The 25,726-nt window shown below is 72.2% G+C and carries 23 protein-coding genes; 13 read left to right on the forward strand and 10 right to left on the reverse strand.

What is annotated here, in order from left to right; translation table 11 throughout:
- Positions 1 to 52 precede the first annotated feature (52 nt).
- From HZS56_RS05475 to HZS56_RS05495, 5 genes are all read left to right on the forward strand, one after another.
- Entirely contained in the window at positions 53 to 3,250 is a 3,198-nt protein-coding gene (locus tag HZS56_RS05475; protein WP_216719541.1) for a S41 family peptidase, read from the forward strand.
- A 208-nt stretch (positions 3,251 to 3,458) separates the two neighbouring features.
- Positions 3,459 to 3,812: a histidine triad nucleotide-binding protein gene (locus HZS56_RS05480; RefSeq protein ID WP_216719542.1), complete on the forward strand. Its 354-nt coding sequence runs from the start codon at positions 3,459 to 3,461 to the stop codon at positions 3,810 to 3,812.
- A 19-nt stretch (positions 3,813 to 3,831) separates the two neighbouring features.
- The gene (locus tag HZS56_RS05485; RefSeq protein WP_216719543.1) at positions 3,832 to 4,737 is read left to right on the forward strand and encodes a ribonuclease Z; all 906 of its coding nucleotides are present in this window, start codon (positions 3,832 to 3,834) and stop codon (positions 4,735 to 4,737) included.
- 20 nt (positions 4,738 to 4,757) lie between these two features.
- Complete coding sequence (locus tag HZS56_RS05490) at positions 4,758 to 5,750, forward strand: adenosine deaminase (protein WP_216719544.1); 993 nt, start codon at positions 4,758 to 4,760, stop codon at positions 5,748 to 5,750.
- A 125-nt stretch (positions 5,751 to 5,875) separates the two neighbouring features.
- A complete protein-coding gene (locus HZS56_RS05495) occupies positions 5,876 to 7,009 on the forward strand; it encodes a carbohydrate kinase family protein (RefSeq protein ID WP_253913785.1) in 1,134 nt (377 codons plus the stop codon).
- 228 nt (positions 7,010 to 7,237) lie between these two features.
- Here HZS56_RS05495 and era read toward each other — a convergent pair whose 3' ends face one another.
- The 9 genes from era to HZS56_RS05540 all read right to left on the reverse strand — a co-directional run bounded on the left by era (position 7,238) and on the right by HZS56_RS05540 (position 14,851).
- Entirely contained in the window at positions 7,238 to 8,191 is a 954-nt protein-coding gene (gene era / locus HZS56_RS05500) for a GTPase Era (RefSeq protein ID WP_216719546.1), read from the reverse strand.
- Positions 8,192 to 8,256: 65 nt separating this feature from the next.
- Positions 8,257 to 8,610, reverse strand: a complete 354-nt coding sequence (locus tag HZS56_RS05505) for a cytidine deaminase-like protein (RefSeq protein WP_216719547.1) — start codon at positions 8,608 to 8,610, stop codon at positions 8,257 to 8,259.
- Between the two features lie 37 nt (positions 8,611 to 8,647).
- On the reverse strand, positions 8,648 to 9,016 hold the full coding sequence (locus HZS56_RS05510) for an MmcQ/YjbR family DNA-binding protein (protein WP_216719548.1): 369 nt from the start codon (positions 9,014 to 9,016) through the stop codon (positions 8,648 to 8,650).
- The gene (locus HZS56_RS05515) at positions 9,013 to 10,317 is read right to left on the reverse strand and encodes a hemolysin family protein (protein ID WP_216719549.1); all 1,305 of its coding nucleotides are present in this window, start codon (positions 10,315 to 10,317) and stop codon (positions 9,013 to 9,015) included. Before HZS56_RS05515 ends, HZS56_RS05510 begins: the two co-directional genes overlap by 4 nt.
- Positions 10,314 to 10,811 (reverse strand): rRNA maturation RNase YbeY, encoded by a 498-nt coding sequence (gene ybeY / locus HZS56_RS05520; protein WP_216719550.1) that lies wholly within the window; start codon positions 10,809 to 10,811, stop codon positions 10,314 to 10,316. The genes HZS56_RS05515 and ybeY overlap by 4 nt, the downstream gene beginning before the upstream one ends.
- 12 nt (positions 10,812 to 10,823) lie before the next feature.
- Positions 10,824 to 11,903 (reverse strand): PhoH family protein, encoded by a 1,080-nt coding sequence (locus HZS56_RS05525; RefSeq protein ID WP_216719551.1) that lies wholly within the window; start codon positions 11,901 to 11,903, stop codon positions 10,824 to 10,826.
- Positions 11,904 to 12,105: 202 nt separating this feature from the next.
- Positions 12,106 to 13,419, reverse strand: a complete 1,314-nt coding sequence (locus HZS56_RS05530; protein ID WP_216719552.1) for a GH1 family beta-glucosidase — start codon at positions 13,417 to 13,419, stop codon at positions 12,106 to 12,108.
- Between the two features lie 73 nt (positions 13,420 to 13,492).
- Positions 13,493 to 13,759, reverse strand: coding sequence for a protealysin inhibitor emfourin (locus HZS56_RS05535; protein WP_216719553.1), 267 nt, complete (start codon positions 13,757 to 13,759; stop codon positions 13,493 to 13,495).
- 21 nt (positions 13,760 to 13,780) lie between these two features.
- On the reverse strand, positions 13,781 to 14,851 hold the full coding sequence (locus HZS56_RS05540; RefSeq protein WP_216719554.1) for a M4 family metallopeptidase: 1,071 nt from the start codon (positions 14,849 to 14,851) through the stop codon (positions 13,781 to 13,783).
- 360 nt (positions 14,852 to 15,211) lie between these two features.
- Between HZS56_RS05540 and leuA the strand changes: the two genes are divergently transcribed.
- Positions 15,212 to 16,933 (forward strand): 2-isopropylmalate synthase, encoded by a 1,722-nt coding sequence (gene leuA, locus HZS56_RS05545; protein WP_216719555.1) that lies wholly within the window; start codon positions 15,212 to 15,214, stop codon positions 16,931 to 16,933.
- A 184-nt stretch (positions 16,934 to 17,117) separates the two neighbouring features.
- A complete protein-coding gene (locus HZS56_RS05550) occupies positions 17,118 to 17,813 on the forward strand; it encodes a tellurite resistance TerB family protein (RefSeq protein ID WP_216719556.1) in 696 nt (231 codons plus the stop codon).
- Positions 17,814 to 17,861: 48 nt separating this feature from the next.
- Here HZS56_RS05550 and HZS56_RS05555 read toward each other — a convergent pair whose 3' ends face one another.
- A complete protein-coding gene (locus HZS56_RS05555) occupies positions 17,862 to 18,410 on the reverse strand; it encodes a GNAT family N-acetyltransferase (RefSeq protein WP_216719557.1) in 549 nt (182 codons plus the stop codon).
- 252 nt (positions 18,411 to 18,662) lie between these two features.
- On the opposite strand from HZS56_RS05555, the gene HZS56_RS05560 reads away from it, so the two are divergent.
- The 6 genes from HZS56_RS05560 to HZS56_RS05585 all read left to right on the forward strand — a co-directional run bounded on the left by HZS56_RS05560 (position 18,663) and on the right by HZS56_RS05585 (position 25,471).
- Positions 18,663 to 19,439 (forward strand): SCO2525 family SAM-dependent methyltransferase, encoded by a 777-nt coding sequence (locus HZS56_RS05560; RefSeq protein ID WP_216719558.1) that lies wholly within the window; start codon positions 18,663 to 18,665, stop codon positions 19,437 to 19,439.
- A 68-nt stretch (positions 19,440 to 19,507) separates the two neighbouring features.
- Positions 19,508 to 21,352, forward strand: coding sequence for an SCO2524 family protein (locus tag HZS56_RS05565; protein ID WP_216719559.1), 1,845 nt, complete (start codon positions 19,508 to 19,510; stop codon positions 21,350 to 21,352).
- Positions 21,353 to 21,354: 2 nt separating this feature from the next.
- Positions 21,355 to 22,272, forward strand: a complete 918-nt coding sequence (locus HZS56_RS05570; protein ID WP_216719567.1) for an SCO2523 family variant P-loop protein — start codon at positions 21,355 to 21,357, stop codon at positions 22,270 to 22,272.
- Positions 22,269 to 23,234 carry an SCO2522 family protein gene (locus HZS56_RS05575; RefSeq protein ID WP_216719560.1) on the forward strand — a complete coding sequence of 322 codons (966 nt, stop codon included), beginning with the start codon at positions 22,269 to 22,271 and terminating at the stop codon, positions 23,232 to 23,234. The genes HZS56_RS05570 and HZS56_RS05575 overlap by 4 nt, the downstream gene beginning before the upstream one ends.
- A gap of 1 nt (position 23,235) precedes the next feature.
- Entirely contained in the window at positions 23,236 to 24,216 is a 981-nt protein-coding gene (locus HZS56_RS05580; RefSeq protein ID WP_216719561.1) for an SCO2521 family protein, read from the forward strand.
- 73 nt (positions 24,217 to 24,289) lie between these two features.
- Positions 24,290 to 25,471 carry a hypothetical protein gene (locus tag HZS56_RS05585; RefSeq protein WP_216719562.1) on the forward strand — a complete coding sequence of 394 codons (1,182 nt, stop codon included), beginning with the start codon at positions 24,290 to 24,292 and terminating at the stop codon, positions 25,469 to 25,471.
- The last annotated feature ends 255 nt before the right edge of the window (positions 25,472 to 25,726 follow it).

Genomic DNA, 25,726 nt, shown 5'->3' on the forward strand with positions numbered 1-25,726 from the left:
TAAGTGATCCAAACCTCTGTCGGCGGGCGGCGCCCCTGCATAGGGTGAGGGGGTGACACAGCCCGTAGCGCCTGCCTATCTCCGTTTTCCGCACCCGCACGGCGAGTTGGTCGCCTTCACCGCCGAGGACGACGTGTGGCTCGCCCCGCTCGACGGCGGCCGGGCCTGGCGGGTCAGCGCCGACAACGTGCCGGTGAACCACCCGCGCATCTCGCCCGACGGCACCGCGGTCGCCTGGACCTCCACCCGCGACGGCGCCCCCGAGGTGCACGTCGCTCCCGTCGACGGCGGCCCCGCCAAGCGCCTCACCCACTGGGGCAGCAACCGGACCCAGGTACGCGGCTGGACCGCCGACGGCCGCGTCCTCGCCCTCAGCACCCAAGGCCAGGCCAGCCTGCGCCGCAGCTGGGCCCGTGCCGTCCCGCTCGACGGCGGACCGGCCACCACCCTGCCCTACGGCCCCGTCGGCGACGTCGCCCAGGGCACGCACACCGTGCTGCTCTCCGCGCCCATGGGCCGCGAGGCCGCCTGGTGGAAGCGCTACCGGGGCGGCACCGCGGGCAAGTTGTGGATCGACCGCGAGGACGACGGCGAGTTCGTACGCCTGCACGCGGACCTCGACGGCAACATCGAGTACCCCTTCTGGGTCGGCGACCGGATCGCGTTCCTCTCCGACCACGAGGGCACCGGCGCCCTCTACTCCTCCCTCGCCGACGGCTCCGACCTGCGCCGCCACACTCCCCTCGAGGGCTTCTACGCCCGCCACGCCACGACCGACGGCACCCGTGTCGTCTACGCGTCCGCCGGTGAACTGTGGACGCTGGACGACCTCGACGGCGCCGAGCCCCGCCGGCTCGACATCCGGCTCGGCGGCGCCCGCGTCGACCTCCAGCCGTACCCCGTCAACGCCGCCCGCTGGTTCGGGTCCGCGTCCCCCGACCACACCGCGCGCGGCAGCGCCGTCGCCGTACGCGGCGGCGTGCACTGGGTCACCCACCGCTCGGGACCCGCCCGCGCCCTCGCGGCGACCCCCGGCGTCCGCACCCGGCTGCCGCGCACCTTCCGCGCCGAGGGCGAGGAGTGGGTGGTGTGGGTGACGGACGCCGAGGGCGACGACGCCCTGGAGTTCGCGCCCGCCACCGGCCTCGCGCCCGGCGCCACCGCGCGGCGGCTGGCCGCCGGACAGCTCGGCCGGGTGCTGAACCTCGCCGTGGCCCCCGACGGCAGCCGGGCCGCCGTCGCCTCGCACGACGGACGGGTCCTGCTCGTGGAGCGCGAGACCGGCGAGGTCCGCGAGGTCGACCGCAGCGAGAACGGCGACGCCTCCGGCCTGGTCTTCTCGCCCGACTCCGCCTGGCTCGCCTGGTCCCACCCCGGACCCGACCCGCTGCGCCAGCTCAAACTCGCCAACACCACCGACCTGTCGGTGAGCGAGGCGACACCGCTGCGCTTCAGGGACTACGCGCCCGCCTTCACCCTGGACGGCAAGCACCTCGCCTTCCTCTCCGCCCGTTCCTTCGACCCGGTCTACGACGAGCACGTCTTCGACCTCGCCTTCGTCGAGGGCGCCCGCCCCTACCTGATCACCCTCGCCGCGACCACCCCCTCGCCCTTCGGGCCGCAGCGCCACGGGCGTCCCTTCGAGACGCCGGACCGCGAGGAGACCCCCGACAGCGAGGGCACCCCCACCACCCGGATCGACATCGAGGGCCTCGCCGACCGCATCGTGCCGTTCCCGGTGGAGGCCGCCCGCTACTCCGGGCTGCGCGCGGCCAAGGACGGCGTGCTGTGGCTGCGCCACCCGCTCACCGGCGTCCTCGGAGCCTCCCGCGCCAACCCGGAGGACCCCGACCCCAACACCGAGCTGGAGCGCTACGACCTCGCCCAGCAGCGCGTCGAGCACCTCGGGGGCGACGCCGACCACTTCGAGGTCAGCGGCGACGGCAAGCGGGTGCTGCTGTGGACCGACGGACGGCTCAAGGTCGTACCCAGCGACCGGCGGGCCTCCGGCGACGAGGACAGCGACACCAACATCACCGTCGACCTGGGGCGGATCCGGCAGACCGTCGAACCGGCCGCCGAGTGGCGGCAGATGTTCGACGAGACCGGCCGCATCATGCGGGACCACTACTGGCGGGCCGACATGAACGGCGTCGACTGGGACGCCGTCCTGGACCGCTACCGGCCCGTCCTCGACCGCGTCGCCACCCACGACGACCTGGTCGACCTCCTGTGGGAGGTGCACGGCGAACTCGGCACCTCGCACGCCTACGTCACCCCGCGCGGCGGCCACGGCTCCGGCGCCCGGCAGGGCCTGCTCGGCGCCGACCTCTCCCGCCACGAGGACGGCGCCTGGCACATCGACCGCGTGCTGCCCTCCGAGACCTCCGACCCCGACGCCCGCTCCCCGCTCGCCGCGCCCGGTGTCGCCGTGCGCGCCGGCGACGCGATCGTCGCGGTCGCCGGACAGGCCGTCGACCCGGTCACCGGGCCGGGGCCGCTGCTCGTCGGCACGGCGGGCAAGCCGGTGGAGCTGACCATCTCCCCGTCCGGCGGGGGAGAGGTGCGGCACGCCGTCGTCGTCCCGCTCGCCGACGAGGAGCCGCTGCGCTACCACGCCTGGGTCGCCGACCGCCGCGCCTACGTCCACGAGAAGTCCGGCGGCAGGCTCGGCTACCTGCACGTCCCCGACATGCAGGCGCCCGGCTGGGCCCAGATCCACCGCGACCTGCGCGTCGAGGTGGCCCGCGAGGGCCTGGTCGTCGACGTGCGCGAGAACCGCGGCGGTCACACCTCCCAGCTGGTCGTGGAGAAGCTGGCCCGGCGCATCGTCGGCTGGGACCTGCCGCGCGGCATGCGGCCGTCCAGCTACCCGCTGGACGCGCCCCGCGGGCCGGTCGTCGCCGTCGCCAACGAGTTCTCCGGCTCGGACGGCGACATCGTCAACGCCGCCATCAAGGCACTCGGGATCGGACCGGTCGTCGGCGTGCGCACCTGGGGCGGCGTCATCGGCATCGACAGCCGCTACCGGCTGGTCGACGGCACACTGATCACGCAGCCGAAGTACGCGTTCTGGCTGGAGGGTTACGGCTGGGGAGTGGAGAACCACGGCGTCGACCCGGACGTGGAGGTCCCCCAGCGCCCCCAGGACCACGCGGCGGGCCGCGACCCGCAACTGGACGAGGCGATCGCGCTGGCCCTGGCGGCCCTGGAGGAAACCCCGGCGAAGACCCCGCCGAGCCTGCCGTAGCCTGCGGCCGCTCAGCCGCGGGCAGCCGTGCCTCTCCCAAGTGCCCCAAGGGCCTGGGAGTTGCCCCCGGGGCGGCACGACTGCCCGCGGCTGCGGTGCGCTCCGGAGCGGCGGGGCCGCCCGCCCCGGAGCGCACCGCAGCTGCGCGGACGCGACAGCGCGGCCGATACGATGCCCGTCAGAAGATCACCGGCGTGAGGAGCACCCCATGGCAGGGGAACCCCAGGACGACTGCCTGTTCTGCAAGATCGTCGCAGGCCAGATCCCGGCGACGATCGTCCGCGAGACGGACACCACCGTCGCCTTCCGCGACATCAACCCCCAGGCCCCCACCCACGTCCTGGTGATCCCCAAGGCCCACCACAAGGACGCCGCCGCCCTCGCCGCCGCCGCACCGCAGCTCGCCGCCGACGTCCTGCGCGAGACACAGGCCGTCGCCGACGCGGAGCAGCTGGACAGCTACCGCACCACCTTCAACACCGGCGCCGGCGCGGGCCAGACCGTCTGGCACGCGCACGCCCACGTCCTCGGCGGCCGCGGCCTCGAATGGCCCCCCGGATAGCCCGGGACGGAACAGACCCGTGTCCGTACGCGAACTCGTCGTCCTCGGCACCGCCAGCCAGGTCCCGACCCGGCACCGCAACCACAACGGCTACCTCCTCCGCTGGGACGGCGAGGGCATCCTGTTCGACCCCGGCGAGGGCACGCAGCGCCAGATGCTGCGCGCCGGGGTCGCCGCCCACGACCTGAACCGGATCTGCGTCACGCACTTCCACGGCGACCACAGCCTCGGACTCGCCGGCGTCATCCAGCGCGTCAACCTCGACCGGGTCCCGCACCAGGTCACCGCCCACTACCCGCGCTCCGGGCAGCGCTTCTTCGAGCGCCTGCGGTACGCCACCGCCTACCGCGAGACCGTCGCCCTCACCGAGGCCCCCGTCGAGACGGACGGCCCCCTCGCCGTCACCCCCGCCTACACCCTGGACGCGCGCAGGCTCTCGCACCCCGTCGAGTCGTACGGCTACCGGCTCACCGAGCCCGACGGCCGCCGCATGCTCCCCGACCGCCTCGCCGCGCACGGCATCAAGGGCCCCGACGTCGGCCGCATCCAGCGCGACGGCTCGCTGAACGGCGTACCGCTCGACGAGGTCAGCGAGGTACGCCCCGGCCAGCGGTTCGCGTTCGTCATGGACACCCGGCTCTGCGAGGGCGTGCACGCGCTGGCCGAGGGCTGCGACCTGCTGGTGATCGAGTCCACCTTCCTCGACGAGGACGAGACCCTCGCCGCCGACCACGGCCACCTCACCGCGGGCCAGGCCGCCCGCGCCGCCCGGGACGCCGGCGTACGGCACCTCGTCCTGACCCACTTCAGCCAGCGCTACTCCGACCCCGGGGAGTTCGAGCGGCAGGCGAGGGCGGCCGGATTCGACGGCGAGCTGACCGTGGCCCGCGACCTCACCCGCATCCCGGTTCCGAAACGTCGGTGAAACCGCCGTACGATGCTCTGATGCCCCTGCCCATAGCTGAACTGCACCTCCACATCGAAGGCACCCTGGAACCCGAGCTGGCCTTCGCGCTGGCCGCCCGCAACGGCGTCGCCCTCCCGTACGCGGACGAGGACGCCCTGCGCGAGGCATACCGCTTCGAGGACCTCCAGTCCTTCCTGAACCTGTACTACGAACTGATGGCCGTCCTGCGCACCGAGCGGGACTTCGAGGACCTCGCCAACGCCTACCTCGCCCGCGCCGCCGCCCAGGGCGTCCGGCACGCCGAGATCTTCTTCGACCCGCAGGCCCACTTCGCCCGGGGCGTGGAGATGGGCACGGTCGTGGAGGGGCTGTGGCGGGCGCTCGGCAGCAGCCGCGAGAACCACGGCGTCTCCACCCGGCTGATCCTCTGCTTCCTGCGCGACGACTCCGCCGAGTCGGCGCTGGCGACCCTGGACGCCGCGAAGCCGTACCTCGACCGGATCACCGGCGTCGGCCTGGACTCCGCCGAGGCCGGCCACCCGCCGGCCAAGTTCCGCGAGGTGTACGAGGCCGCCGCCGCGCTCGGCCTGCGCCGGGTCGCGCACGCCGGCGAGGAGGGCCCGCCCGAGTACGTCGTCGAGGCCCTCGACGTCCTCGGCGTCGAGCGGATCGACCACGGACTGCGCTCGGTCGAGGATCCGGCGCTGGTGGAGCGGCTGGTGCGCGAGCGCGTCCCGCTCACCCTGTGCCCGCTCTCCAACGTCCGGCTGCGCACGGTCGACACCCTCGCCGACCACCCGCTGCCCGCGATGCTCGACGCCGGGCTGATGTGCACGGTCAACTCCGACGACCCCGCCTACTTCGGCGGCTACGCGGGCGACAACTTCGACGCCGTGCGCCGTGCCCTCGGCCTCGGCGACGAACGGCTGCGGGAACTGGCCCGCAACTCGTTCCTCGCCTCCTTCCTGGAGGACGACGAGGAACTGCGGGCACGCTGCCTGGCCGAGGTGGACGCCTACACGTTCTCCTAGCGCGCCGGGACGCCCGCGGACTGTCGGCGGCGTGGTGCACACTGGCCTGATCCGCACCATGCCAGGGAGCGCCCGTGACAGCGTCCACCGTGTCCACAGCGTCCGACGCGCCTGCCGCGCCACCCATGCCGGCCGCCGTGAGAACGCATCGCCACACCCAGGCCGAGGGAGCGCACAGCCACCCTCTGGTCGATCCCCTCGCCGCCGCGCGCGGCCCGCAGGACCCGCCGTGGGACGTGTATCTGACCGGCACCGTCTTCCTCGACGTCGTCTTCACCGGGCTCGACTCCGCCCCGGTGCGCGGCACCGAGTCCTGGGCCCGCGGGATGGGGTCGAGTCCGGGCGGCATCGCCAACATGGCGACCGCGCTGGCCCGCCTCGGCCTGCGGACCTCGCTGGCCGCGGCCTTCGGCGACGACCACTACGGCGACTACTGCTGGGACGCCCTCGCCCAGGGCGAGGGCATCGACCTCGGCCCCTCGCGCACCGTGTCCGGCTGGCACTCGCCGGTCACGGTCTCCATGGCGTACGAGGGGGAGCGCACGATGGTCTCCCACGGCCACGAGCCGCCGCCCCAGGAGCCGTCGCCGCACTGCCCGCCCCGCGCCCGCGCGGCCGTCGCCTCCCTCGCGCCCGGCGTCCGCGCCCCCTGGATCGCCCAGGCCGCGGCGCGCGGCACCCGGGTCTTCGCCGACGTCGGCTGGGACGACACCGGTGCCTGGGACCTCGCGGGCCTGCCCGACCTCGCGCACTGCGAGGCCTTCCTGCCCAACGCGGAGGAGGCCATGCGCTACACCGGCGCCACCTGCCCGCGCGCCGCCGCGCACGCCCTGACCGAGCACGTGCCGCTCGCCGTGGTGACGCTCGGCGCGGAGGGCGCCTACGCGGTGGACCGGCGTACGGGGGAGAGCGCCGAGGTCCCGGCCATCGAGGTGGAGGCCCTCGACCCGACCGGCGCCGGGGACGTCTTCGTCGCCGGGTTCGTCACCGGCACCCTGGCCGGCTGGCCGCTGGCCGACCGGCTGGCCTTCGCCGGACTGACCGCGGCCCTCTCCGTCCAGGAGTTCGGCGGCTCCCTGTCGGCGCCCGGCTGGGGCGAGATCGCCACCTGGTGGCGCAAGGTCCAGTCCGTCCAGGGCGAGGACCCGGCCCTGCGCCGCTACGCGTTCCTCGCCGGCCTCGTCCCCGACGACCTCCCCGGCCCCTGGCCCCAGCGCCGCGCGGTCCCCACCATCGGCTTCCGCCCCCCGACGCCCTGACGGGGGACCGGGCGCGGGGTGCGGCGCCCGGGGGGCGGACGGGTGGGCGGTTTCGGTGCCTGGGCCTGCGGTTGCCCCGGGGCGTCCTCAGAACCCCAGTCGTCGCAGCTGCTTCGGGTCGCGCTGCCAGTCCTTGGCGACCTTCACGTGCAGATCCAGGCTGTATCAATGTGCGGCTACCGCCGCGCGGCGGCGTGCTGAGGTCTGGGCCTTCGGTCTGCGGCGTCCTCAGAACCCCAGTCGCCGCAGTTGCTTCGGGTCGCGCTGCCAGTCCTTCGCGACCTTCACGTGCAGATCCAAGAAGACCGGCGTGCCGAGCAGTGCCTCGATCTGCTTGCGGGACTTGATGCCGACGTCCTTCAGGCGTTTGCCCTTGGGGCCGATGATGATGCCCTTCTGGCTGGGGCGCTCGATGAAAACGTTGGCGTGGATGTCCAGGAGCGGCTTGTCCGCGGGGCGGTCCTCGCGCGGGAGCATCTCCTCCACGACCACCGCGATGGAGTGCGGCAGCTCGTCCCGTACGCCCTCCAGGGCCGCCTCCCGGATCAGCTCGGCGACCATGACCTGCTCGGGCTCGTCGGTCAGGTCGCCCTCGGGGTAGAGCGCGGGGCCCTCGGGCAGCAGCGGGGTCAGGAGGTCGGCGAGCAGGTCGACCTGCTGGTTCGCCGTGGCCGAGACCGGGACGATCTCCGCCCAGGTGATGCCCAGTTCCTCCCCGAGCCGGTCGATCGCGATCAGCTGCTCGGCGAGGGTCTTGGAGTCCACCAGGTCGGTCTTGGTGACGATCGCGACCTTCGGGGTCTTCCTGATCCCCGCCAGCTCCTTGGCGATGAAACGGTCGCCGGGGCCCAGCTTCTCGTTGGCCGGCAGACAGAAGCCGATGACGTCCACCTCGGCCCACGTCGTGCGCACCACGTCGTTCAGCCGCTCGCCCAGCAGCGTGCGCGGCTTGTGCAGGCCGGGGGTGTCCACCAGGATCAGCTGGGCGTCCTCGCGGTGCACGATGCCCCGCACGGTGTGCCGGGTCGTCTGCGGACGGTTGGAGGTGATCGCCACCTTCTGCCCGACCAGAGCGTTCGTGAGAGTGGACTTGCCCGCGTTGGGACGGCCCACGAAGCAGGCGAAGCCGGCCCGGTGAACAGTCTCGGCCGGTTCTTCGGATGACTGGGTACGAACGCTCATGGCGCCCATTGTCCCTGATCCCCGAACCCCCGCCGTACCACGGTCGCCCGCCGGGCCGGCGGCGTTCAGCCCGCGCTCACCGAGGCGCGGACCGTGCCGTCGCGACCGGCGACCAGAACCGGCGTCGCGGGCCCGCCCAGGTCCCGTACCGCCGCCAGGTCCTCCGCAGACGCCGACTCCGCGTCGGTCACGACGGCCGCCGCCTCCAGCGACTTCGCGCCGGACGCCACCGCCATCGCCACCGCCGTACGCAGGGCGCTCAGGCGGAGGGAGTCGAGCGCGACGGTCCCGGCGACGTACGTGCGGCCGGTCTCGTCGCGTACGGCGGCGCCCTCGGGAACACCGTTGCGGGCCCGGGCCGAGCGGGCCAGGGTGACGATCTTGCGGTCCTCGGGGTCGAGGTCGGGAGTCTCGGTCATGGGGCGAGCATACGGAGCGCCGCCCGTCCGCCCGGCCTCAGGGGCGGTCGAGGCGGAGCCGCTCCGCGCGCGGGAGACCCGCCACCACCAGGTCGTAGGAGTCCTCCACCAGCTCCCGCACGACCCGGTCCGGCAGGCCGCAGCCCCCGTCTTCCAGGGTCACCGTGTTCCAGTGCCGTTTGTTCATGTGCCAGCCCGGGACGATCAGCCCGGGATGCTCGTGCCGCAGCCGGACCGCGTCGTCCGGGTCGCACTTCAGGTTGACCGTGAGCGGGTCCCCGTCCAGGCGGGTGAGCGCGAACATCTTGCCCAGCACCTTGAAGACCGAGATCTCCGGCCCGAAGGGAAAGTCCTCCGCCGCCGCGTTGAAGGACAGACAGAAGGCGCGCAGCTCGGCCGGGGTCATTCGGGAGTTGCCTCCTCGGCGGGCTCCGCGGCACCCACCGGCTCCGCCAGCACCGTCACGATCTTGTTCCGGCGGCCGGCCGCGGCCTCCGCCGTCAGCCGCAGCTCGCGGCCGTCCGGCAACTCCACGACGGACGACGCCCCGGCGATCGGGACCCGGCCCAGGGCCTTCGCCAGCAGGCCGCCCACCGTCTCCACGTCCTCGTCGTCGTACTCGTCCAGGCCGTACAGCTCGCCCAGGTCGCCGATGTCCAGGCGCGCGGTGACCCGGAAGCGGTCCCCGCCCAGCTCCTGCACCGGCGGCAGCTCCCGGTCGTACTCGTCGGTGATCTCGCCGACGATCTCCTCGAGGATGTCCTCGATGGTGACGATCCCGGCCGTGCCGCCGTACTCGTCGATGACGACGGCGACGTGGTTGCGTTCCTTCTGCATCTCGCGCAGCAGGTCGCCCGCGTTCTTGGTGTCCGGCACGAAGGACGCGGGCCGCATCGCGGTGGACACCAGGTCGCTCTCCGCGTCCCGGCTGATGTGCGTCCTGCGGACCAGGTCCTTCAGGTACACGATGCCGACCACGTCGTCCTCGCTGTCACCGGTCACCGGTATCCGCGAGAAACCGGAGCGCAGGGCGAGGGTGAGGGCCTGGCGGATGGTCTTGTAGCGCTCGATGACCACGAGGTCGGTGCGCGGCACCATGACCTCGCGCACGAGCGTGTCGCCCAGCTCGAACACCGAGTGCACCATCCGGCGCTCCTCGGCCTCGATCAGGGACTCCTTCTCCGCGTAGTCCACCAGCGCCCGCAGCTCCGCCTCGGAGGCGAAGGGGCCGCGGCGGAAGCCCTTGCCGGGAGTGAGCGCGTTGCCGATGAGGATGAGCAGCGACGGCACCGGACCCATCACCCGGGCCAGCGGCACCAGCACGTACGCCGCGACGGTCGCCGTGTTCAGCGGGTGCTGGCGGCCGATGGTGCGCGGGGACACCCCGACGGCGACGTAGGACAGCAGCACCATCACCGCGATGGCGATCACCAGCGCCTCGCCCGTGCCGTCGAACTGCCGCAGACACGCGTACGTGACCAGCGCGGCCGCGGCCATCTCGCAGGCCACGCGGACCAGCAGCGCCACGTTCAGATAGCGCGTCGGGTCGGCGGCGACCTTGGCGAGCCGTTCGGCGCCGCGCCGCCCGGACCGTACGGCTTCCTCGGCGCGGAAGCTGGAGACCCGGGCGAGTCCCGCCTCCGCGCAGGCGGCCAGCCAGGCGACCACCACCAGGGCGACGGCGCCGCCGACGAGAGGCAGGCTCATGAGACCGTCGGGGCCGGGGACGGGCCGGTCAGGCCGCGCTCCGCACGCCAGCCGTCCACGATCGCCGCCTGCAGGCCGAACATCTCGGCCTTCTCGTCCGGCTCCTCGTGGTCGTACCCCAGCAGGTGCAGCACCCCGTGGACGGTCAGGAGCTGGAGCTCCTCGTCCATGGAGTGCTGCGTCGGCGCCTCGGCGCCCTGCTTCACGGCGACCTCCGGACAGAGCACGATGTCCCCGAGCAGCCCCTGCGGGGCCTCGTCCTCGTCCTTGGCGGGCGGGCGCAGCTCGTCCATCGGGAAGGACATCACGTCGGTGGGCCCCGGCAGGTCCATCCACTGGATGTGCAGCTGCTCCATGGCACCGGCGTCCACGACGATCACCGAGAGCTCGGAGAGCGGGTGGATGCGCATCCGCGCGAGCGCGTAGCGGGCGATGTCGAGGATCGCCTGCTCGTCGACCTCGGTTCCGGACTCGTTGTTGACGTCGATCGACATGGTCGTGCTGGTCTACTTCCCCTTGGCCTTGGCACCGCGTCTCGGTGTCCGGCCGCCGTTGTGGCCGCCGTTCTCGGTGCCGTTCCTGTTGTCGTACTGCTCGTAGGCGTCGACGATACGGCCCACCAGCTTGTGCCGGACGACGTCGTGGGACGTGAGCCGGGAGAAGTGGACGTCCTCGACGCCCTCCAGGATCTCCTGCACCTGCCGCAGCCCCGACTTGGTGCCGCCGGGCAGGTCGACCTGCGTCACGTCACCCGTGATGACGATCTTCGAGTCGAAGCCGAGGCGGGTCAGGAACATCTTCATCTGTTCGGGGCTGGTGTTCTGGGCCTCGTCCAGGATGATGAACGCGTCATTGAGCGTGCGGCCGCGCATGTACGCCAGCGGTGCGACCTCGATCGTCCCCGCCGCCATCAGACGCGGGATCGAGTCCGGGTCGAGCATGTCGTGCAGCGCGTCGTACAGCGGGCGCAGATACGGGTCGATCTTCTCGTACAGCGTGCCCGGCAGGAAGCCGAGCCGCTCGCCGGCCTCGACCGCCGGGCGGGTCAGGATGATGCGGTTGACCTGCTTGGACTGCAGGGCCTGCACCGCCTTCGCCATCGCCAGATAGGTCTTGCCGGTGCCCGCGGGGCCGATGCCGAAGACGATGGTGTGCTTGTCGATCGCGTCGACGTACCGCTTCTGGTTCAGCGTCTTGGGGCGGATCGTGCGGCCGCGCGAGGACAGGATGTTCTGCGTGAGCACCTCGGCCGGGGTCTCCTGGCCGTCGCTCTCCCCGTTCTCGCTCGCCTTGAGCATGGCGATCGAGCGTTCCACTGCGTCCTCCGTCATCGGCTGCCCCGTGCGGAGCACCAGCATCATCTCGTCGAAAACGCGCTGAATGAGGGCGACCTCGTGCGTGTCGCCGACGGCGCTGATCTCATTGCCCCGGACGTGGATGTCGGCCGCCGGGAAGGCCTTCTCGATCACGCGCAGGAGGGAGTCTCCGGAGCCCAGTACGGTCACCATGGGGTGCTGGGCGGGGACGGTGATCTGTGCTCTCGCCTGCCCCTGCGCGGGGGTGTGGCCTGAGGGTGTCTGAGTCATGGGCCGGCGCTCTAGGCCTGCTCGTCCTCCTCTGCGGCGTGCGCCGCGTGACGGGTGTGTCTGCTGACTCCAGCGTACGACTCCCCGCCGACAGCACCGAGGCTTTTATCCGACCGGCGTCGGCCGCCCCCGCCCGCCGCCCGCGCCCTTCACCCGCTGCTCACCGTCCGTACCCCGCCGGCCGCCCGCCGTTCATCGCCCGTCACCGCTGGCCCGCGACCAGGTCCCGGAACCACCCGTACGACGCCTTCGGGGTGCGCTCCAGCGTCGTGAAGTCCACGTGGACCAGTCCGAAGCGCCGGGCGTAGCCCTCGGCCCACTCGAAGTTGTCGAGGAGCGACCACACGAAGTAGCCGCGCACGTCCACACCCGCCTCGACCGCCCGGTGCAGGGCGCGCACGTGACCGTCGAGGTAGGCGATGCGGTCCCGGTCGTCCAGGCCCTCGTAGGAGCAGCCGTTCTCCGTGATCACGACCGGCGGGAGCCGGTCGCCGTAGCGGTCGCGGAAGCCGGTCAGCAGTTCCGTCAGGCCCTCCGGGACCACCGGCCAGCCGAAGTCGGTCAGCGGCCTGCCCTCGATCGCGCGCACCGAGAAGGGCAGTTCGGCCGGGAGCGTCACCCCGCCGAACTCGATCTCCGCGCCCTGCGGGGCGCCCACCCGGGCCGGCGCGTAGTAGTTCACGCCGTACCAGTCCAGCGGCTCGGCGACGACCTCCAGGTCCGCTTCGATCCTGGCGGGGGAGCCCGGCATCAGCTCACCGACGCCCTCCGGGTACCGCCCGGTCAGGACCGGGTCGGCGAACAGGCGGTTCAGCAGGAGGTCGTAGAAGTCCGCGGCCTCCCGGTCGGCCGGCCCGTCGGAGGCGGGCCAGGTCGGGCCGTGCGAATTGGCGATGCCGACGTCCGTGGCGCCCGCCGCGCGCAGCGCCCGTACCGCCAGGCCGTGTGCGAGGAGCTGGTGGTGGGCGACCGGCAGGGCGTCGAACAGCAGCCCGCGGCCGGGCGCGTGGGTGCCGAGGGCATGGCCCAGCAGCGTGTGCTCGGCGGGCTCGTTCAGGGTGATCCACTTGCCGACCCGGTCGCCGAGCCGCCCCGCCACCACCGACACGTACTCCGCGAACCGGGCCGCTGTGTCCCGCTCCAGCCAGTCGAGTCCCGCGGGCAGGTCCCAGTGGAAGAGCGTCGGCACCGGCCGCACGCCCGCCGCGCACAACTCGTCCACCAGGCGGTCGTAGAAGTCGAGGCCGCCGGGGGAGTCCACGCGGGGCCAGGAGACCGAGAAGCGGTACGCGTCCACGCCGAGACCGGCGAGCAGGGCCACGTCCTCCCGGTAGCGGTGGTAGTGGTCGCAGGCCACCGCCGCCGTCGAGCCGTCCTTCACCCGCCCGGGCTCGGCCGCGAAGACGTCCCACACGGACGGACCCCGCAGCTCGGCCGCGCCCTCGATCTGGTGCGCCGAGGTCGACACGCCCCACAGGAAGCCGTCCGGGAACCGGGGCATCGCGTCAGTCGCCATGCGCGGATCATCCGCACCCCCGGCGAGGGAAGTCAACGCCCGCGCACGCGGGCGGTGTTACGCCCCCTCCTGATTACGCCCCCTCCTTCAGCACCCGCGAGATCAACCCGCGCTGCTCGTCCGTCAGCCGGGGGTCGGCGGCGTACACCGTCTCGCCGTCCACCGTGATCTGGTAGCTGAACCCGTCCGGCACTCCGACCGGCGGCGTGGTCCGGCCGTCGGCGACGGCCCGCTCGGCCAGCGCGTGCCACTCGGCCGCGTCCGGCCGTCCCGAGGTGTCGACCTCCGCGTGGCGTTCGATGCCCGCGAAGCCTCCTGTGCGCCTCACCTGAATCCGCATGGACCCGTGTCTAGTACGGAACTACGCCGTGCGCACCCCGACCTGCTCCCAGGCCTTGCCCACCGCCTCCAGCTCCGCCGCGTCCCCGAAGCGCTCCCGGGCGGCCTTCAGGGTCAGCTTGGCGAAGTCGGTGAACGACGCGTCCTGGGCCAGTTCGCCGCCGGTCAGCACGTCGTACCAGATCAGGCCGGCGCGCTCCCAGGCGTTGCCGCCCAGCTCGGTGGCGAGCAGGTAGAAGGCGTGGTTGGGGATGCCGGAGTTGATGTGGACGCCGCCGTTGTCGCGGCCGGTGCGCACGTAGTCGTCCATCGTGGCGGGCTGCGGGTCCTTGCCGAGCACGTCGTCGTCGTACGCCGTGCCCGGTGCCTTCATGGAGCGCAGGGCCTCGCCCGTCACGTCCGGCCCGAGGAGTTCGGCGCCGATCAGCCAGTCGGCCTCGGCGGCGCTCTGGCCCTGCGCGTATTGCCTGACGAGGGAGCCGAAGACGTCGGACACCGATTCGTTGAGGGCGCCGGGCTGGCCGTAGTAGGTCAGGTTGGCGGTGTGCTGGGTGACGCCGTGGGTCAGCTCGTGGCCGATCACGTCCAGGGAGCTGGTGAAGTCGAGGAAGACCTCGCCGTCGCCGTCGCCGAACACCATCTGCTCGCCGTTCCAGAACGCGTTGTTGTACTCCCGGTCGTAGTGCACGGTCGCGTCGAGGGGCAGGCCGGCGCCGTCGATGGAGTCGCGTCCGTACACCGTGAGGTAGTGCTCGAAGGTGGCGCCCAGGCCCGCGTAGGCGCGGTTCACGGTGGCGTCCTGGCCCGGGTCCTCGCCCTCTGCGCGCACCTTGGTGCCGGGCAGGTCGGTGCCGCCCCGGGCGTCGTAGACCGTGCGGTGCGGCTTCCCGGGCTCGGCGCCGGCGCGTGGGGCGACGGCCGGGGCGCCGGCCACGGTCGTCAGACCGCGGCGGGTGCGCTCGGCGGCGTCGCGCTGGATGGTGCGGCGGGCGCGGTCGGCCCGGACGGGATTCGCGTCCCGGGCGAGCTTGTCGAGGACGTGCGGCGGCACGATGGTGCAGAAGACGGGCTCGAAGCCCCCGTGGGTCGTCATGCCAGAACCATTGCACTGAGTAATGTCAATGTCACTAGCTGCAACCATGATTGATGAAAAACCGGTCCGCGGGCTGTCCTTCCGTCGTGGTCGAGTGGTATGGAGCACCATTTGCCCCGGTTCCGCCCGTGGTCCCGCATACTGGGACGGACCCGCGTGTCTCGCGCGACTCGGCTAAGGTGCTGGGCACCATGCGATTCGGGCTGCTTCTCCTTAGCTGCCGCGGCGAGGGCCTGTAGAGGCCGACTCCCTCCCCGCGGAGCTTGGTGGTGCCGTCGGCCGTCCTTCCGGACACGCGGACGACGCGGACACCCCTGTCACCCGCTGACACCGCGGACATCACGAGGAGCCCACGCCATCATGGCCAACCGTCAGCAGCCCAGCCCCATGCCGATCGCCAAGTACCGCGGTTACGAGCAGGTCGACATCCCCGACCGCACCTGGCCGCAGCAGCGGATCACCACCGCTCCCCGCTGGCTCTCCACCGACCTGCGCGACGGCAACCAGGCACTGATCGACCCCATGTCGCCCGTCCGCAAGCGCGCCATGTTCGACCTGCTGGTCAAGATGGGCTACAAGGAGATCGAGGTCGGCTTCCCGGCCTCCGGCCAGACCGACTTCGACTTCGTACGCTCCATCATCGAGGACCCGGAAGCCATCCCGGACGACGTCACGATCTCCGTGCTGACCCAGGGCCGCGAGGACCTGATCGAGCGCACGGTGGAGTCCCTGAAGGGCGCCAGGCGGGCCACCGTCCACCTGTACAACGCCACCGCCCCGGTCTTCCGCCGGGTCGTCTTCCGCGGCTCCAAGGACGACATCAAGCAGATCGCCGTCGACGGCACCCGGCTGGTCATGGAGTACGCCGAGAAACTGCTGGGCCCCGAGACGGAGTTCGGGTACCAGTACTCGCCGGAGATCTTCACCGACACCGAGCTGGACTTCGCCCTGGAGGTCTGCGAGGCGGTGATGGACACCTACCGGCCCGGCCCCGGCCGCGAGATCATCCTCAACCTGCCCGCCACCGTGGAGCGTTCCACGCCCTCCACGCACGCCGACCGCTTCGAGTGGATGGGCCGCAACCTGTCCCGCCGCGAGCACGTCTGCCTGTCCGTCCACCCGCACAACGACCGCGGTACGGCGGTGGCCGCGGCCGAGCTGGCGCTGATGGCCGGCGCCGACCGCATCGAGGGCTGCCTGTTCGGACAGGGCGAGCGCACCGGCAACGTCGACCTGGTCACCCTGGGCATGAACCTGTTCTCCCAGGGCGTCGACCCGCAGATCGACTTCTCCGACATCGACGAGATCCGTCGCACGTGGGAGTACTGCAACCAGATGGACGTCCACCCGCGCCACCCCTACGTGGGCGACCTGGTCTACACGTCCTTCTCCGGGTCCCACCAGGACGCCATCAAGAAGGGCTTCGACGCCATGGAGGCCGACGCGGCCGCCAAGGGAGTCACCGTCGACGACATCGAGTGGGCCGTCCCGTACCTGCCGATCGACCCGAAGGACGTCGGCCGCTCCTACGAGGCGGTCATCCGCGTCAACTCGCAGTCCGGCAAGGGCGGCATCGCCTACGTCCTGAAGAACGACCACAGCCTGGACCTGCCGCGCCGGATGCAGATCGAGTTCTCGAAGACCATCCAGGCCAAGACGGACGCCGAGGGCGGCGAGATCACGCCGACCGCGATCTGGGACGTCTTCCAGGACGAGTACCTGCCCAACCCGGACAACCCCTGGGGCCGCATCCAGGTGGCCAACGGGCAGACCACCACCGACCGCGACGGCGTCGACACCCTCACCGTCGAGGCCACGGTCGACGGCGAGGAGACCACCCTGGTCGGCTCCGGCAACGGACCGATCTCGGCGTTCTTCCACGCGCTGCAGGGCGTCGGCATCGACGTACGCCTGCTGGACTACCAGGAGCACACGATGAGCGAGGGTGCCTCCGCGCAGGCCGCCTCCTACATCGAGTGCGCCATCGGCGACAAGGTGCTGTGGGGCATCGGAATCGACGCGAACACCACGCGCGCCTCACTGAAGGCGGTCGTCTCCGCCGTCAACCGCGCGGCGCGCTGACCAGCCGAATCGGCGGTTTGGGGTCCCGCCCGCAGGAAATCTGCGGGCGGGACCCCGTCATATACCGGCCATATATCCGTGATGGTCACGGAAAGGTCTCGTCCTGGGTACTGACTCCACGTGGGTGATGTGGCTAACATCACGCCAGCGCGACGATGCTGTCGCGCCGTTACGGAGGTGGGACGTGCTGCCTGGACGGGGACGAAACAGCCGAGCTGCCCGGCTGCCACGCATCCTGGGCACCCGCACCGCGTGGACGCCCGTCGGCGACGGCGAGTTCTTCTGCCCCGGCTGCGGCGGCGACCGCAACTACACGCGGCTCACCGGCCGCCGCCGGTTCACCGTGCTCGGTGTGCCCGTGCTGCCGCGCGGCGAGTCCGCGCCGACCGTCGAGTGCGCGGCCTGCCGCCGCCACTACGGCACCGACGTCCTCGACCACCCGACCACCACGCGCTTCTCCGCGATGCTCCGCGACGCCGTCCACACCGTCGCCCTCGCGGTCCTGACCGCGGGCGGCACCTGCTCCCGCACGTCGCTGGAGACGGCGGCGGTCGCCGTGCGCGCGGCCGGCTTCGACGACTGCACCGAGGACCAGCTGGACGCGCTCGTCGAGGCGCTGGAGGCGGACACCGGCCGGGTCCGCGGCGAACCCTGCGTGCCGGGCCTGGCGATAGAGCTGCACGAGGCGCTGGACCCGCTGGCCCCGCACCTCGCCGCCGCGGGCCGCGAGTCGATCCTGCTCCAGGGCGCCCGCATCGCCCTCGCCGACGGCCCCTACACCCCCGCCGAGCGCGACGCCCTGGCCACCGTGGGCGCGGCCCTGACCATCTGCTCCGACGACGTCACCCGGCTCCTGGAGTCGGCCGGCACGCCCTCATAGGCCCCGACACGCCCCCACGGGCCCCGCGCGGGACCGGTGCGGCCCGGCTCATAAGCTCCCGGGCAGGTCGAGACGCATGATCTGGCGGTGCATGCCCGGACCGAAGTAGTCCGGACGCAGCCCCCCGTCGGGCTCCTCCGGGCGGAAGCCCAGCGAGCGGTAGAGGAAGATGGCGGCGAGGTTGGCGGGCTCCACCGTGAGGCGGACCACCTGGATGCCGTCCCGTCGCAGCCGGGCCAGCACCTCGCGCATCAGCTCCCGGCCCAGCCCGTGGCGGCGCCGGTCCTGCGTCACGCACAGGCCGAGGATCCAGCTGTCCGCGCCGAGCGTCCGGGTGGCGGCGAGCACGTATCCGCGCAGCCGGCCCGTGCCGTCGTCGAGGACCAGGAAGTGCTCCTCGTACATGTCGAAGAGCTGGCGCAGCAGGAACCCGGGATAGGCGAAGTCCTGGAAGACCTCCTCGTCCAGCCGCCGCAGCTCCGGCAGGTCGGACTCCCGGGCCGGCCGCAGGTCCAGTGGCTGGTCGTCCGGCGGGGAGTCGGGTCGCGTGAGCTGGTCGTGGTGGTCGAGGGAACGTTCCAGCGGTTCGGCGGTCATGCAACCCCCTGGTCGGACGGCGTCAATCATGGGCACCCAGGCCGCCCACCCGAAGGAGTGAGGACTCATGTGGCGGCCAGTGTCTGCTTCTGGCTAGAGTGAGCGTCCAACTTGCCGCATGCAAGGGCGAGTTAAGGTGTGCGACCATGCGCCCGACGTGCGCCGGGCGGATGAGGATGGCGTATTCACCCGCTGTTGCGAAGTCGCATTGTCACTTACCGTGAACAGTGCTGGGGATTTGTCCAAATTCGAATGGAACGTGGCAGGGTGACTATGGATCGCAACGCCGACGCGCCGTGGTCGAAGTTCGATCCAGAGGTGTACGTCGACAACAATTACCGGACGCCGCTCGAAGTCGACCTGCTGATCGTCCGGTTGCTGCGCGACTACCTCACCCGCTGCTTCGACGGGACCCTTCCGCGCTCGGCGCGCGGCATCGACGTCGGCGCCGGTGCGAACCTGTACCCGGGCCTGTCCATGCTCCCCTGGTGCGAGAAGCTGGTCCTGCTGGAGTTCGCCCCGTTGAACGTCGAGTACCTGGAGAAGCAGGTCTCCCCGGCCGGGTACGACATCGCCTGGGACCCCTTCTGGGACGTACTGCGCGAAGCGCCCGCCTACGGGGCCGTCGACCGGCCCAGGGACCGGATCGGCGAGGTCGCCCGGGTGGAGCGGGGCAGCCTCTTCGACCTGGAGGGCGGCACCCGGCGCTTCGACCTCGGGACCATGTTCTTCGTCGCCGACTCCATGTCGGAGGCGTCCGAGGAGTTCCACCGCGGCGTGCGGTGCTTCATGGGTGCGCTCGGCGAAGGGGCGCCGTTCGCCGCCGCCTTCATGAAGGAGTCCGTCGGGTACCGCGTCGGCGACCACGACTACCCGGCCTACCGGGTCAACGAGGAAACGGTCGCACAGAGCCTGGCGCCGTTCACCGGTGAGCTGGAGATCCACGACCTGCACCACTCGGTGCGGCCGGGGCACGAGGGAATGCTCCTCGCCCTGGGACGGCGCAACGCGGAGATTGCCGCCCCCTAGGAACGGGGACATGCACAACGGGGACGTTGTCCACACAGGGCAACGAGGTCTGTACGAGGGGTACGGGGATGCAGATCAAGCCACGCCAGCACCTGTTGGACATCTGGCAGGCCATGGCGCGTCATTCGTTCGACGACGGCAAGCTCGTCCGGGGGGACACCGACGGGCTCAGCAGCGTCGCCGACGCAGAACGCCTGCTCTGCCTCCTCTACCCGGCCACCGAGGTGCCCGCCTTCCGCCTCGACCAGCCGGACACCACCGAACGCGACGTCCTGCGCGCTCTCGAACGGGTCGGCAGCCGCCTGGAGATCCCGCCCAACCTGATAGCCGCGCTCACCCAGTTCATGCGCACCCACACCGCCACGGACGACAGCCCCACCTTCTCCGGCGGCCACTACTTCCGCCCCGCCGAACCCGGCGGCACGGTCACCCACGAACAGCGCCAGCTGGGCGTGGTCGACTCCTACTCCATGTCCGTCACGCTGTGCCTCGCCACCCTGGGATTCCTCAAGGTCTACGAGAACACCACGACCCGCCCCGAGGTCCTGAAGGCCATCGCCGAGCTGCGCGACGCCACCAACGCCCGGCTGACCGCGGCCATGATCAGCCTGCTGCGCTCCTTCACCGTGAACGTCTTCGACGCCGAGTCGGAGCAGGGCAAGCGGCTCATCGAGGTCATCGGCCAGGGCGGACAGTCCGACCGCCTCGTCCTCCAGCAGTTCTCCCGCAGGCTGCGCCCACTGCGCGCCACCATCATCGAGAGCCTCTCCCGCGGCATCCAGGTCGACGAGGGCATCCGCGACGAGAGCCAGCTCTTCGAATGCGGCTGGGCCTGGGGCATCGTCAAGGACGCCCCCGAGATCACCGACCTCAACACCCCGGCCCCCGGCCAGCCCGACGGCATCGCCGACCGGCTGCCCTACGTCTACTTCACCGTCACCGCCCTCGACGGCATCCAGGACCTGTTCTCCGACCGCACCCTCACCCTCGGCCTGCTCGACGCCGACCAGCAGAAGCTCGCCGAGATGCTGCGCCTGCGCTGGGAGCTGAGCCAGCAGTACTGGTCCGCGGTCGCCCGCTTCGGCGCCGACCGCTGGCCCCTGGAGGACCTGCCCTGGCAGACCACCGGCCTGCGCCTGGAGTCCGAGTACTTCTCGCTGACCGTCGCCGCCATCCTCGTGCACGACCTGGTCCGCCGGAAGGCGACCGACGACGACCTCACCCGCACCGTCGCCATCATGGAGCGCCTCGCCGACCGCGGCCGCGTCACCAGCCGCATGACCCGGCAGGACCCGACCCTCCTGCTGCACACCCCCGGCGTCACCATGCCGCTCGCCGGATCCGAACGCGCCGGCGGGCAACTCCTGTGGCGGATGACCGACTTCTCCGCCCAGCTCCTCAAACGGATCATCCAGCTCGCCGAACTCTCCCGGAACATCGGCGCCCAGGACCGTCTGCTGCGCCTGGCCGAGCAGTCCTTCGAGCACCTGTGGAAACGACGCATCGACGAGGAGGAGGGCGCCGGCCTCTGGGACAACATCCAGGCCGTCTTCCCGGACGCCCGGGACGTCGGACACCGCCTGTCCTGGAGCATCACCGAGCGCGTCACCGAATGCCTCGTCGCCGCCCGCATGCTCTACGAACAGCAGCCCATCCGCAGCCCCGAAGTCGCCGAACTGGCCCGGGAACTGCTCAGCGAGGCCACCCACCTGTTCGGCAAGGAGCAGCTGGAGGCGTCGGCCGCTGCCGACGGCAGCAGAGCCAGGGCCATGCGGAGCATCGAGAGCCGCCTCGACCACGCCCGCAACCTGGTCGACGACCGGCCCGCGACCGCCTTCGCCCTGGCCCTGCCCGTGCTCCAGGAACTCGACACCCTGGCCCAGGCCAGGGGCGCCGCCGCCCAGGAGGTGTGAGCGTGCTGGTCTTCGCCGCCTCCGACAAGGGAGGCACCGGACGGTCGGTGACCAGCGCCAACCTGGCCTACCAACGGGCACTCACCGGCGACCACGTGGCCTACGTCGACTTCGATTTCGGCTCGCCCACCGCCGCCGCCGTCTTCGACGTGCCCGGCGCCATGCGCGGCGTCGAGGAACGCGGCCTCCACTCCTACCTGGAGGGCGAGAGCGCGGAGCCGGTCCGCATCGACGTCTGGCGCCAGACCGAGCACCCGCTGCTGCGCTCCCGTCCCAATCAGTCCGGCCGCCTGGTGCTCTTCCCCGGCGACATCGGCGGCGGCGAGTTCGCCACCGGCGACGAGGCCCTGGAGCGGTGCGTCGACCTGCTGCTCAGGCTCAACACCGAGTTCGACGTCACCTTCGTCGACCTCAGCGCCGGCCGCAGCTACGCCGTCGACATGGTGCTCGCCGCCACCGCCCACCCCCGGATGCGCAACCTCCCCTTCCGCTGGCTGATCTTCCACCGCTGGACCCGCCAGCACGTGATCGCCGCCTCCGGACTCGTCCACGCCGAGCACGGCATCATCGGCAGCGGCATCGAACGCGGCCACGACGAGGACGCCCTGCGCGCCGCGATCCGCTTCGTCCGGGCCGCCGTACCCGACCCCGAGGCACCGCTGGGGCCCCAGGGGTCGACCGCGCAGGCCACCTGGATGCAGGCCCGCGACGAGGCGCTGCGCCGGCTCGCCGCCGAGTACCGCATCGGCGACAGCGTCGTCCTCGGCATCGTGCCGCTGGAGCCCATCCTCCAGTGGCACGAACAGCTGATCACCGAGGACGACGTCCTCTCCACCCAGATCGCCAACAAGGAAACCCTGGACGCGCTGGAGGAGATCGCCCGGCGCCTGACGGACGACACCCACTGGGGGCGGCTGTGACGGAGTCCGTGTTCCGCGAGACCACCGCCGAGCCGCGCACCCAGTCGGTGCCGCTGGCCCACCTCTCCGTGGAGCTGGGCCACCTCTACATGGAGGACTTCGAGGCAGGGCCCGAACGGCTGCGCGCGCACTTCACCGAAGTACGCCCCTGGGTGGAGGCGGCCCGCGCCGCCGCCACCGCCCGGGCCGGCGGCAAGCGGGCCCGGGTCAGCACCTGCTTCCTCATCGACGACTACTTCACCCGCTTCTCCACCCCCGCCGAGGTCGTCCCGACACTCCTCGCGGAGGCCGAACGGGCCGGACTGACCATCGACTACCTGGCCCGCGAATCCGGCTGCGCCGTCACCGGCAAGATCCCCGTCGCCGAGTCCGTGGCCGCCCGGATCGTCGAGTCCCCGCCCCCGGGGAGCCACGGGTTACGCCCGCCCGCCGCCCAGACCGGCTGGCTCGCCAACGGCGAACGCAGCCCCGTGGCCCGCGCCCCGCAGGCCATGAAACGGGCCGTCGGCTGGCAGCCGCCGCACGAGACCGCGGCCCGCCGCCACTCCGTCTTCCTCGACGTCGAACTGTGGAGCGACGACGACGGCGACCGCACCTGGTCCTGCCCGTTCCTCGCCGCCGTCTGGCAGCTCGCCCGCCTCGGACTCCTGCGCAACGAGGGCGAGGCCGTCCTCACCCCCCAGCCGCACACCGCCACCGCCGGCTTTCCCGACCGGTGGGACGACCTGCCCACCCTGCTGAAGCTCAACGACCGCGCGGACCCCTTCGCCGCCTACCGCACCTGCTCCGTCCTGCCCACTCGCTTCCTCCCCGTCGAGCACGCCGTCCGCGTGATCCTCGACCAGATCGAGGTCGACCCGGGAGCACTGGCCCAGGTCGCCGACCGCTCGGGCAAGGAACGCACCGCCGTCCCGGACTCGGTCGCCGACCGCATCTCCTACGTCTACTACGCGGGTCTCTGACATGGCGCCGCGGCAGAGCACCCCGCGCACCGCCCTCTCCTGCGGCGAGGTCCGCACCAGCCTGCTGCCCGCCCGGCAGGCCCTCGACATCCGTTCCGCCGCCGGGCTCCTCGCCCTGCGCGCCGACGAACGCGTCCTGCTCTCCGAACGCCCCGGTCTCTACGCGCGTTCCCCCGCCACCCTCACCGGCGTCGACTGCCCGCTGCCCAGCGCCAACGGTGCCCGGGTCCGCGCCGTCGGCACCGTCACCGCGCACGCCGCGCTCACCGAGGGCCGGGTCCTGCAGACTTCCGCCCACTGCAGCCTGCCCGCCACCGGCCCCGACCAGCGCCGCCCCTGGGGCGAGTACCTGGTGCGGCCCGGCGTCGTCGAGCCGCTCGGCAAGCTCCCCCACGAGGCGGTCGCCCGCGGCGTCCTCGACGGACCGCGCCGCGGCGACCTGGACGTCGGCCTGATAGCCGACGGGCTGCTCACCCGGCTGCTGCGCCACCCCCTGCTCGACCAGCGCCCGCCCTTCCGCTCCCGCCCCACCCGGCTGCGCTGGGCCGCCCTGCCGGCGGCGCCGGGCGAGGGCCCCTCGCTCGAACGGTTCACCCTCGCCGAGGACGAACTGCGCACCGTACGCCTGCGCGTGCCCGAGGACACCGCCGCGGCCGACCTCGCCGCGCTCTGCAACGACCTCGCCCTGCACGACTGGCTGCTCACCAACGTCGTCCGCATGCTCGACGGCATCCGGCTGGGCGCCCCCTCCGCCGAGGACCCCGGGGCCGCCGTCCGGGCACTGCGCCCGGCCGTCGACCACCTGCTCCACCTGTGGATGCCGGGCGCCCGGGTCACCCGCGAACTGGCCGCGCTGTGGGGCCCGCTGGAGGAACGCCCCGGTTTCACCCGGCAGTGGCAGGCCATGGTGCAGCGCATCCGCGACCAGCTCACCCTGCACACCGTCCAAGCAGTCCACCGGGAGGCGGAACCGGCTCCCTGACCCGGCCCCGCAGCCCGGCACGCACATCCCCGCACCCCGATCCGACGCACATCCCAACGGGGGGAGAAGCGAGATGAGCACGGCACAGTCACCCCGACCCGACGACACGCCCCGCACGTCCGGTCCGGCCGACCTGAAGGGGGAGTCCCCCTGGGCGCGCACGCTCCTGGTCGCCCTGGTCGTCGGCGCCCTCTTCTGGGCCGTCACGGCACTGCTCGCCCCGGACAGCGGCACACTGCGGCAGTTCGTGTCCGCCGTGCTCTGCGCCGGCGCGGCCGTGACCGTCCAGTACGTCCTGGGCCTGGCCCCGCAGGACCGCGCACGGCTCGACGACAGCCGCCCGGACGACGCACGCCTGGACCACGCGCGGCTGGAGGAGCACACCCGCAGCGTCGAGGAGCACACCCGCCGGGTGGAGAGCGCCCTGGCCGAGCACACCACCGCCGTCCGCGACGGCCTGAACCGGTACGACGACGAGCTGAAGACCGGCCTCACCCGGCACACCGAGGACGTCAAACAGCTCGTCGAGACCCACGTCGCCCAGACCGACCACCACACGGCCGAGTCCGCCGGCGCACGCCTCGACCCGGTCCGCATCGACCGGCTGCCGGACCTCGCCAAGGGCTTCGCCGACGTGCTCCTGCCGAGCCCCTCCATCCTGCACACCTTCGTCCACCTGGAGATGTCCCGGGTGGTCGGCCACATGGCGGACCTCACCAACCTGAGCGCCGAGTGCCCCGGCGAGAACCACGACTGGATGCTCACCCTCACCCGGGCCGCCGAGCACTCCATCCTTGCCACCAGCACCTCCGTCGACCGGGAGTTCTGGAGCAGCGAGCCCGCCGGCCGCTACCTCGACGCCCAGCAGGCCGCCATCGACGAACAGGGCGTCACGGTGCGCCGTCTGTTCCTCCTGGAGAGCGCCCGCGAACTCGACGACCGGCTGCTGCGCCTGTGCGAGGAGCAGGAGTTGCGGCGCATCGACGTACGCGCCGCCGTCCTGCCCGAACTGCCCCCGCACCTCCAGCGCGGCACCACCAACGACTTCATCCTCTACGACGAGGAGGTGTCGTTCGAGATCGAGCAGGACCTGCGCGACGTCAACGTCCGCACCCGGCTCACCGCCCGTCAGGAATACGTACGCGACCGCCTGAAGCGCTTCAGGGAACTCTGGGACGCGGGCATGGGCCTGCGCGAACTGGAGGTCCGCGTCGACGACGAGGAGGACGGCAACTGGATGGTGGACCGGGCCTGACCTTCGGCGCGGTGCGGTCCTCTTAAGTCGCCGGGCCGTAGACCGACGGCGGACTGCCGCCGGTGCCCGGCGTCGGCACAGTGGCCGCATGGAGAAGACCAGCACGAGCACGCGAAGCAAGGGAATCAGCCGGGCGCGTTTCCTCACCGGGGCGGCGGCCGCGGGACTCGGGGGAACGGCGCTCCCGGCAACCGCCGCACCGGCGCAGGGGGCGCACGAGGCGCGTGAGGCGGAGGGGGCGGGCGAGGCGGCGCG

Origin of the sequence: Streptomyces mayonensis, assembly GCF_018982965.1 — a bacterium.
GTDB lineage: Bacteria > Actinomycetota > Actinomycetes > Streptomycetales > Streptomycetaceae > Streptomyces > Streptomyces mayonensis.

Bases quoted from the DNA above. Each gene is read 5' to 3' on its own strand.
- HZS56_RS05585 (WP_216719562.1), top strand. From the start codon at position 24,290: ATGAGCACGGCACAGTCACCCCGACCCGACGACACGCCCCGCACGTCC.
- HZS56_RS05560 (WP_216719558.1), top strand. From the start codon at position 18,663: ATGGAACGTGGCAGGGTGACTATGGATCGCAACGCCGACGCGCCGTGG.
- HZS56_RS05510 (WP_216719548.1), bottom strand. From the start codon at position 9,016: ATGACCCCGGCCGAGCTGCGCGCCTTCTGTCTGTCCTTCAACGCGGCG.
- HZS56_RS05525 (WP_216719551.1), bottom strand. From the start codon at position 11,903: ATGACTCAGACACCCTCAGGCCACACCCCCGCGCAGGGGCAGGCGAGA.
- ybeY (WP_216719550.1), bottom strand. From the start codon at position 10,811: ATGTCGATCGACGTCAACAACGAGTCCGGAACCGAGGTCGACGAGCAG.
- HZS56_RS05540 (WP_216719554.1), bottom strand. From the start codon at position 14,851: ATGACGACCCACGGGGGCTTCGAGCCCGTCTTCTGCACCATCGTGCCG.
- era (WP_216719546.1), bottom strand. From the start codon at position 8,191: ATGAGCGTTCGTACCCAGTCATCCGAAGAACCGGCCGAGACTGTTCAC.
- HZS56_RS05480 (WP_216719542.1), top strand. From the start codon at position 3,459: ATGGCAGGGGAACCCCAGGACGACTGCCTGTTCTGCAAGATCGTCGCA.
- HZS56_RS05495 (WP_253913785.1), top strand. From the start codon at position 5,876: ATGCCGGCCGCCGTGAGAACGCATCGCCACACCCAGGCCGAGGGAGCG.
- HZS56_RS05515 (WP_216719549.1), bottom strand. From the start codon at position 10,317: ATGAGCCTGCCTCTCGTCGGCGGCGCCGTCGCCCTGGTGGTGGTCGCC.
- HZS56_RS05565 (WP_216719559.1), top strand. From the start codon at position 19,508: ATGCAGATCAAGCCACGCCAGCACCTGTTGGACATCTGGCAGGCCATG.
- HZS56_RS05580 (WP_216719561.1), top strand. From the start codon at position 23,236: ATGGCGCCGCGGCAGAGCACCCCGCGCACCGCCCTCTCCTGCGGCGAG.
- leuA (WP_216719555.1), top strand. From the start codon at position 15,212: ATGGCCAACCGTCAGCAGCCCAGCCCCATGCCGATCGCCAAGTACCGC.
- HZS56_RS05535 (WP_216719553.1), bottom strand. From the start codon at position 13,759: ATGCGGATTCAGGTGAGGCGCACAGGAGGCTTCGCGGGCATCGAACGC.
- HZS56_RS05505 (WP_216719547.1), bottom strand. From the start codon at position 8,610: ATGACCGAGACTCCCGACCTCGACCCCGAGGACCGCAAGATCGTCACC.
- HZS56_RS05555 (WP_216719557.1), bottom strand. From the start codon at position 18,410: ATGACCGCCGAACCGCTGGAACGTTCCCTCGACCACCACGACCAGCTC.
- HZS56_RS05490 (WP_216719544.1), top strand. From the start codon at position 4,758: ATGCCCCTGCCCATAGCTGAACTGCACCTCCACATCGAAGGCACCCTG.
- HZS56_RS05530 (WP_216719552.1), bottom strand. From the start codon at position 13,419: ATGGCGACTGACGCGATGCCCCGGTTCCCGGACGGCTTCCTGTGGGGC.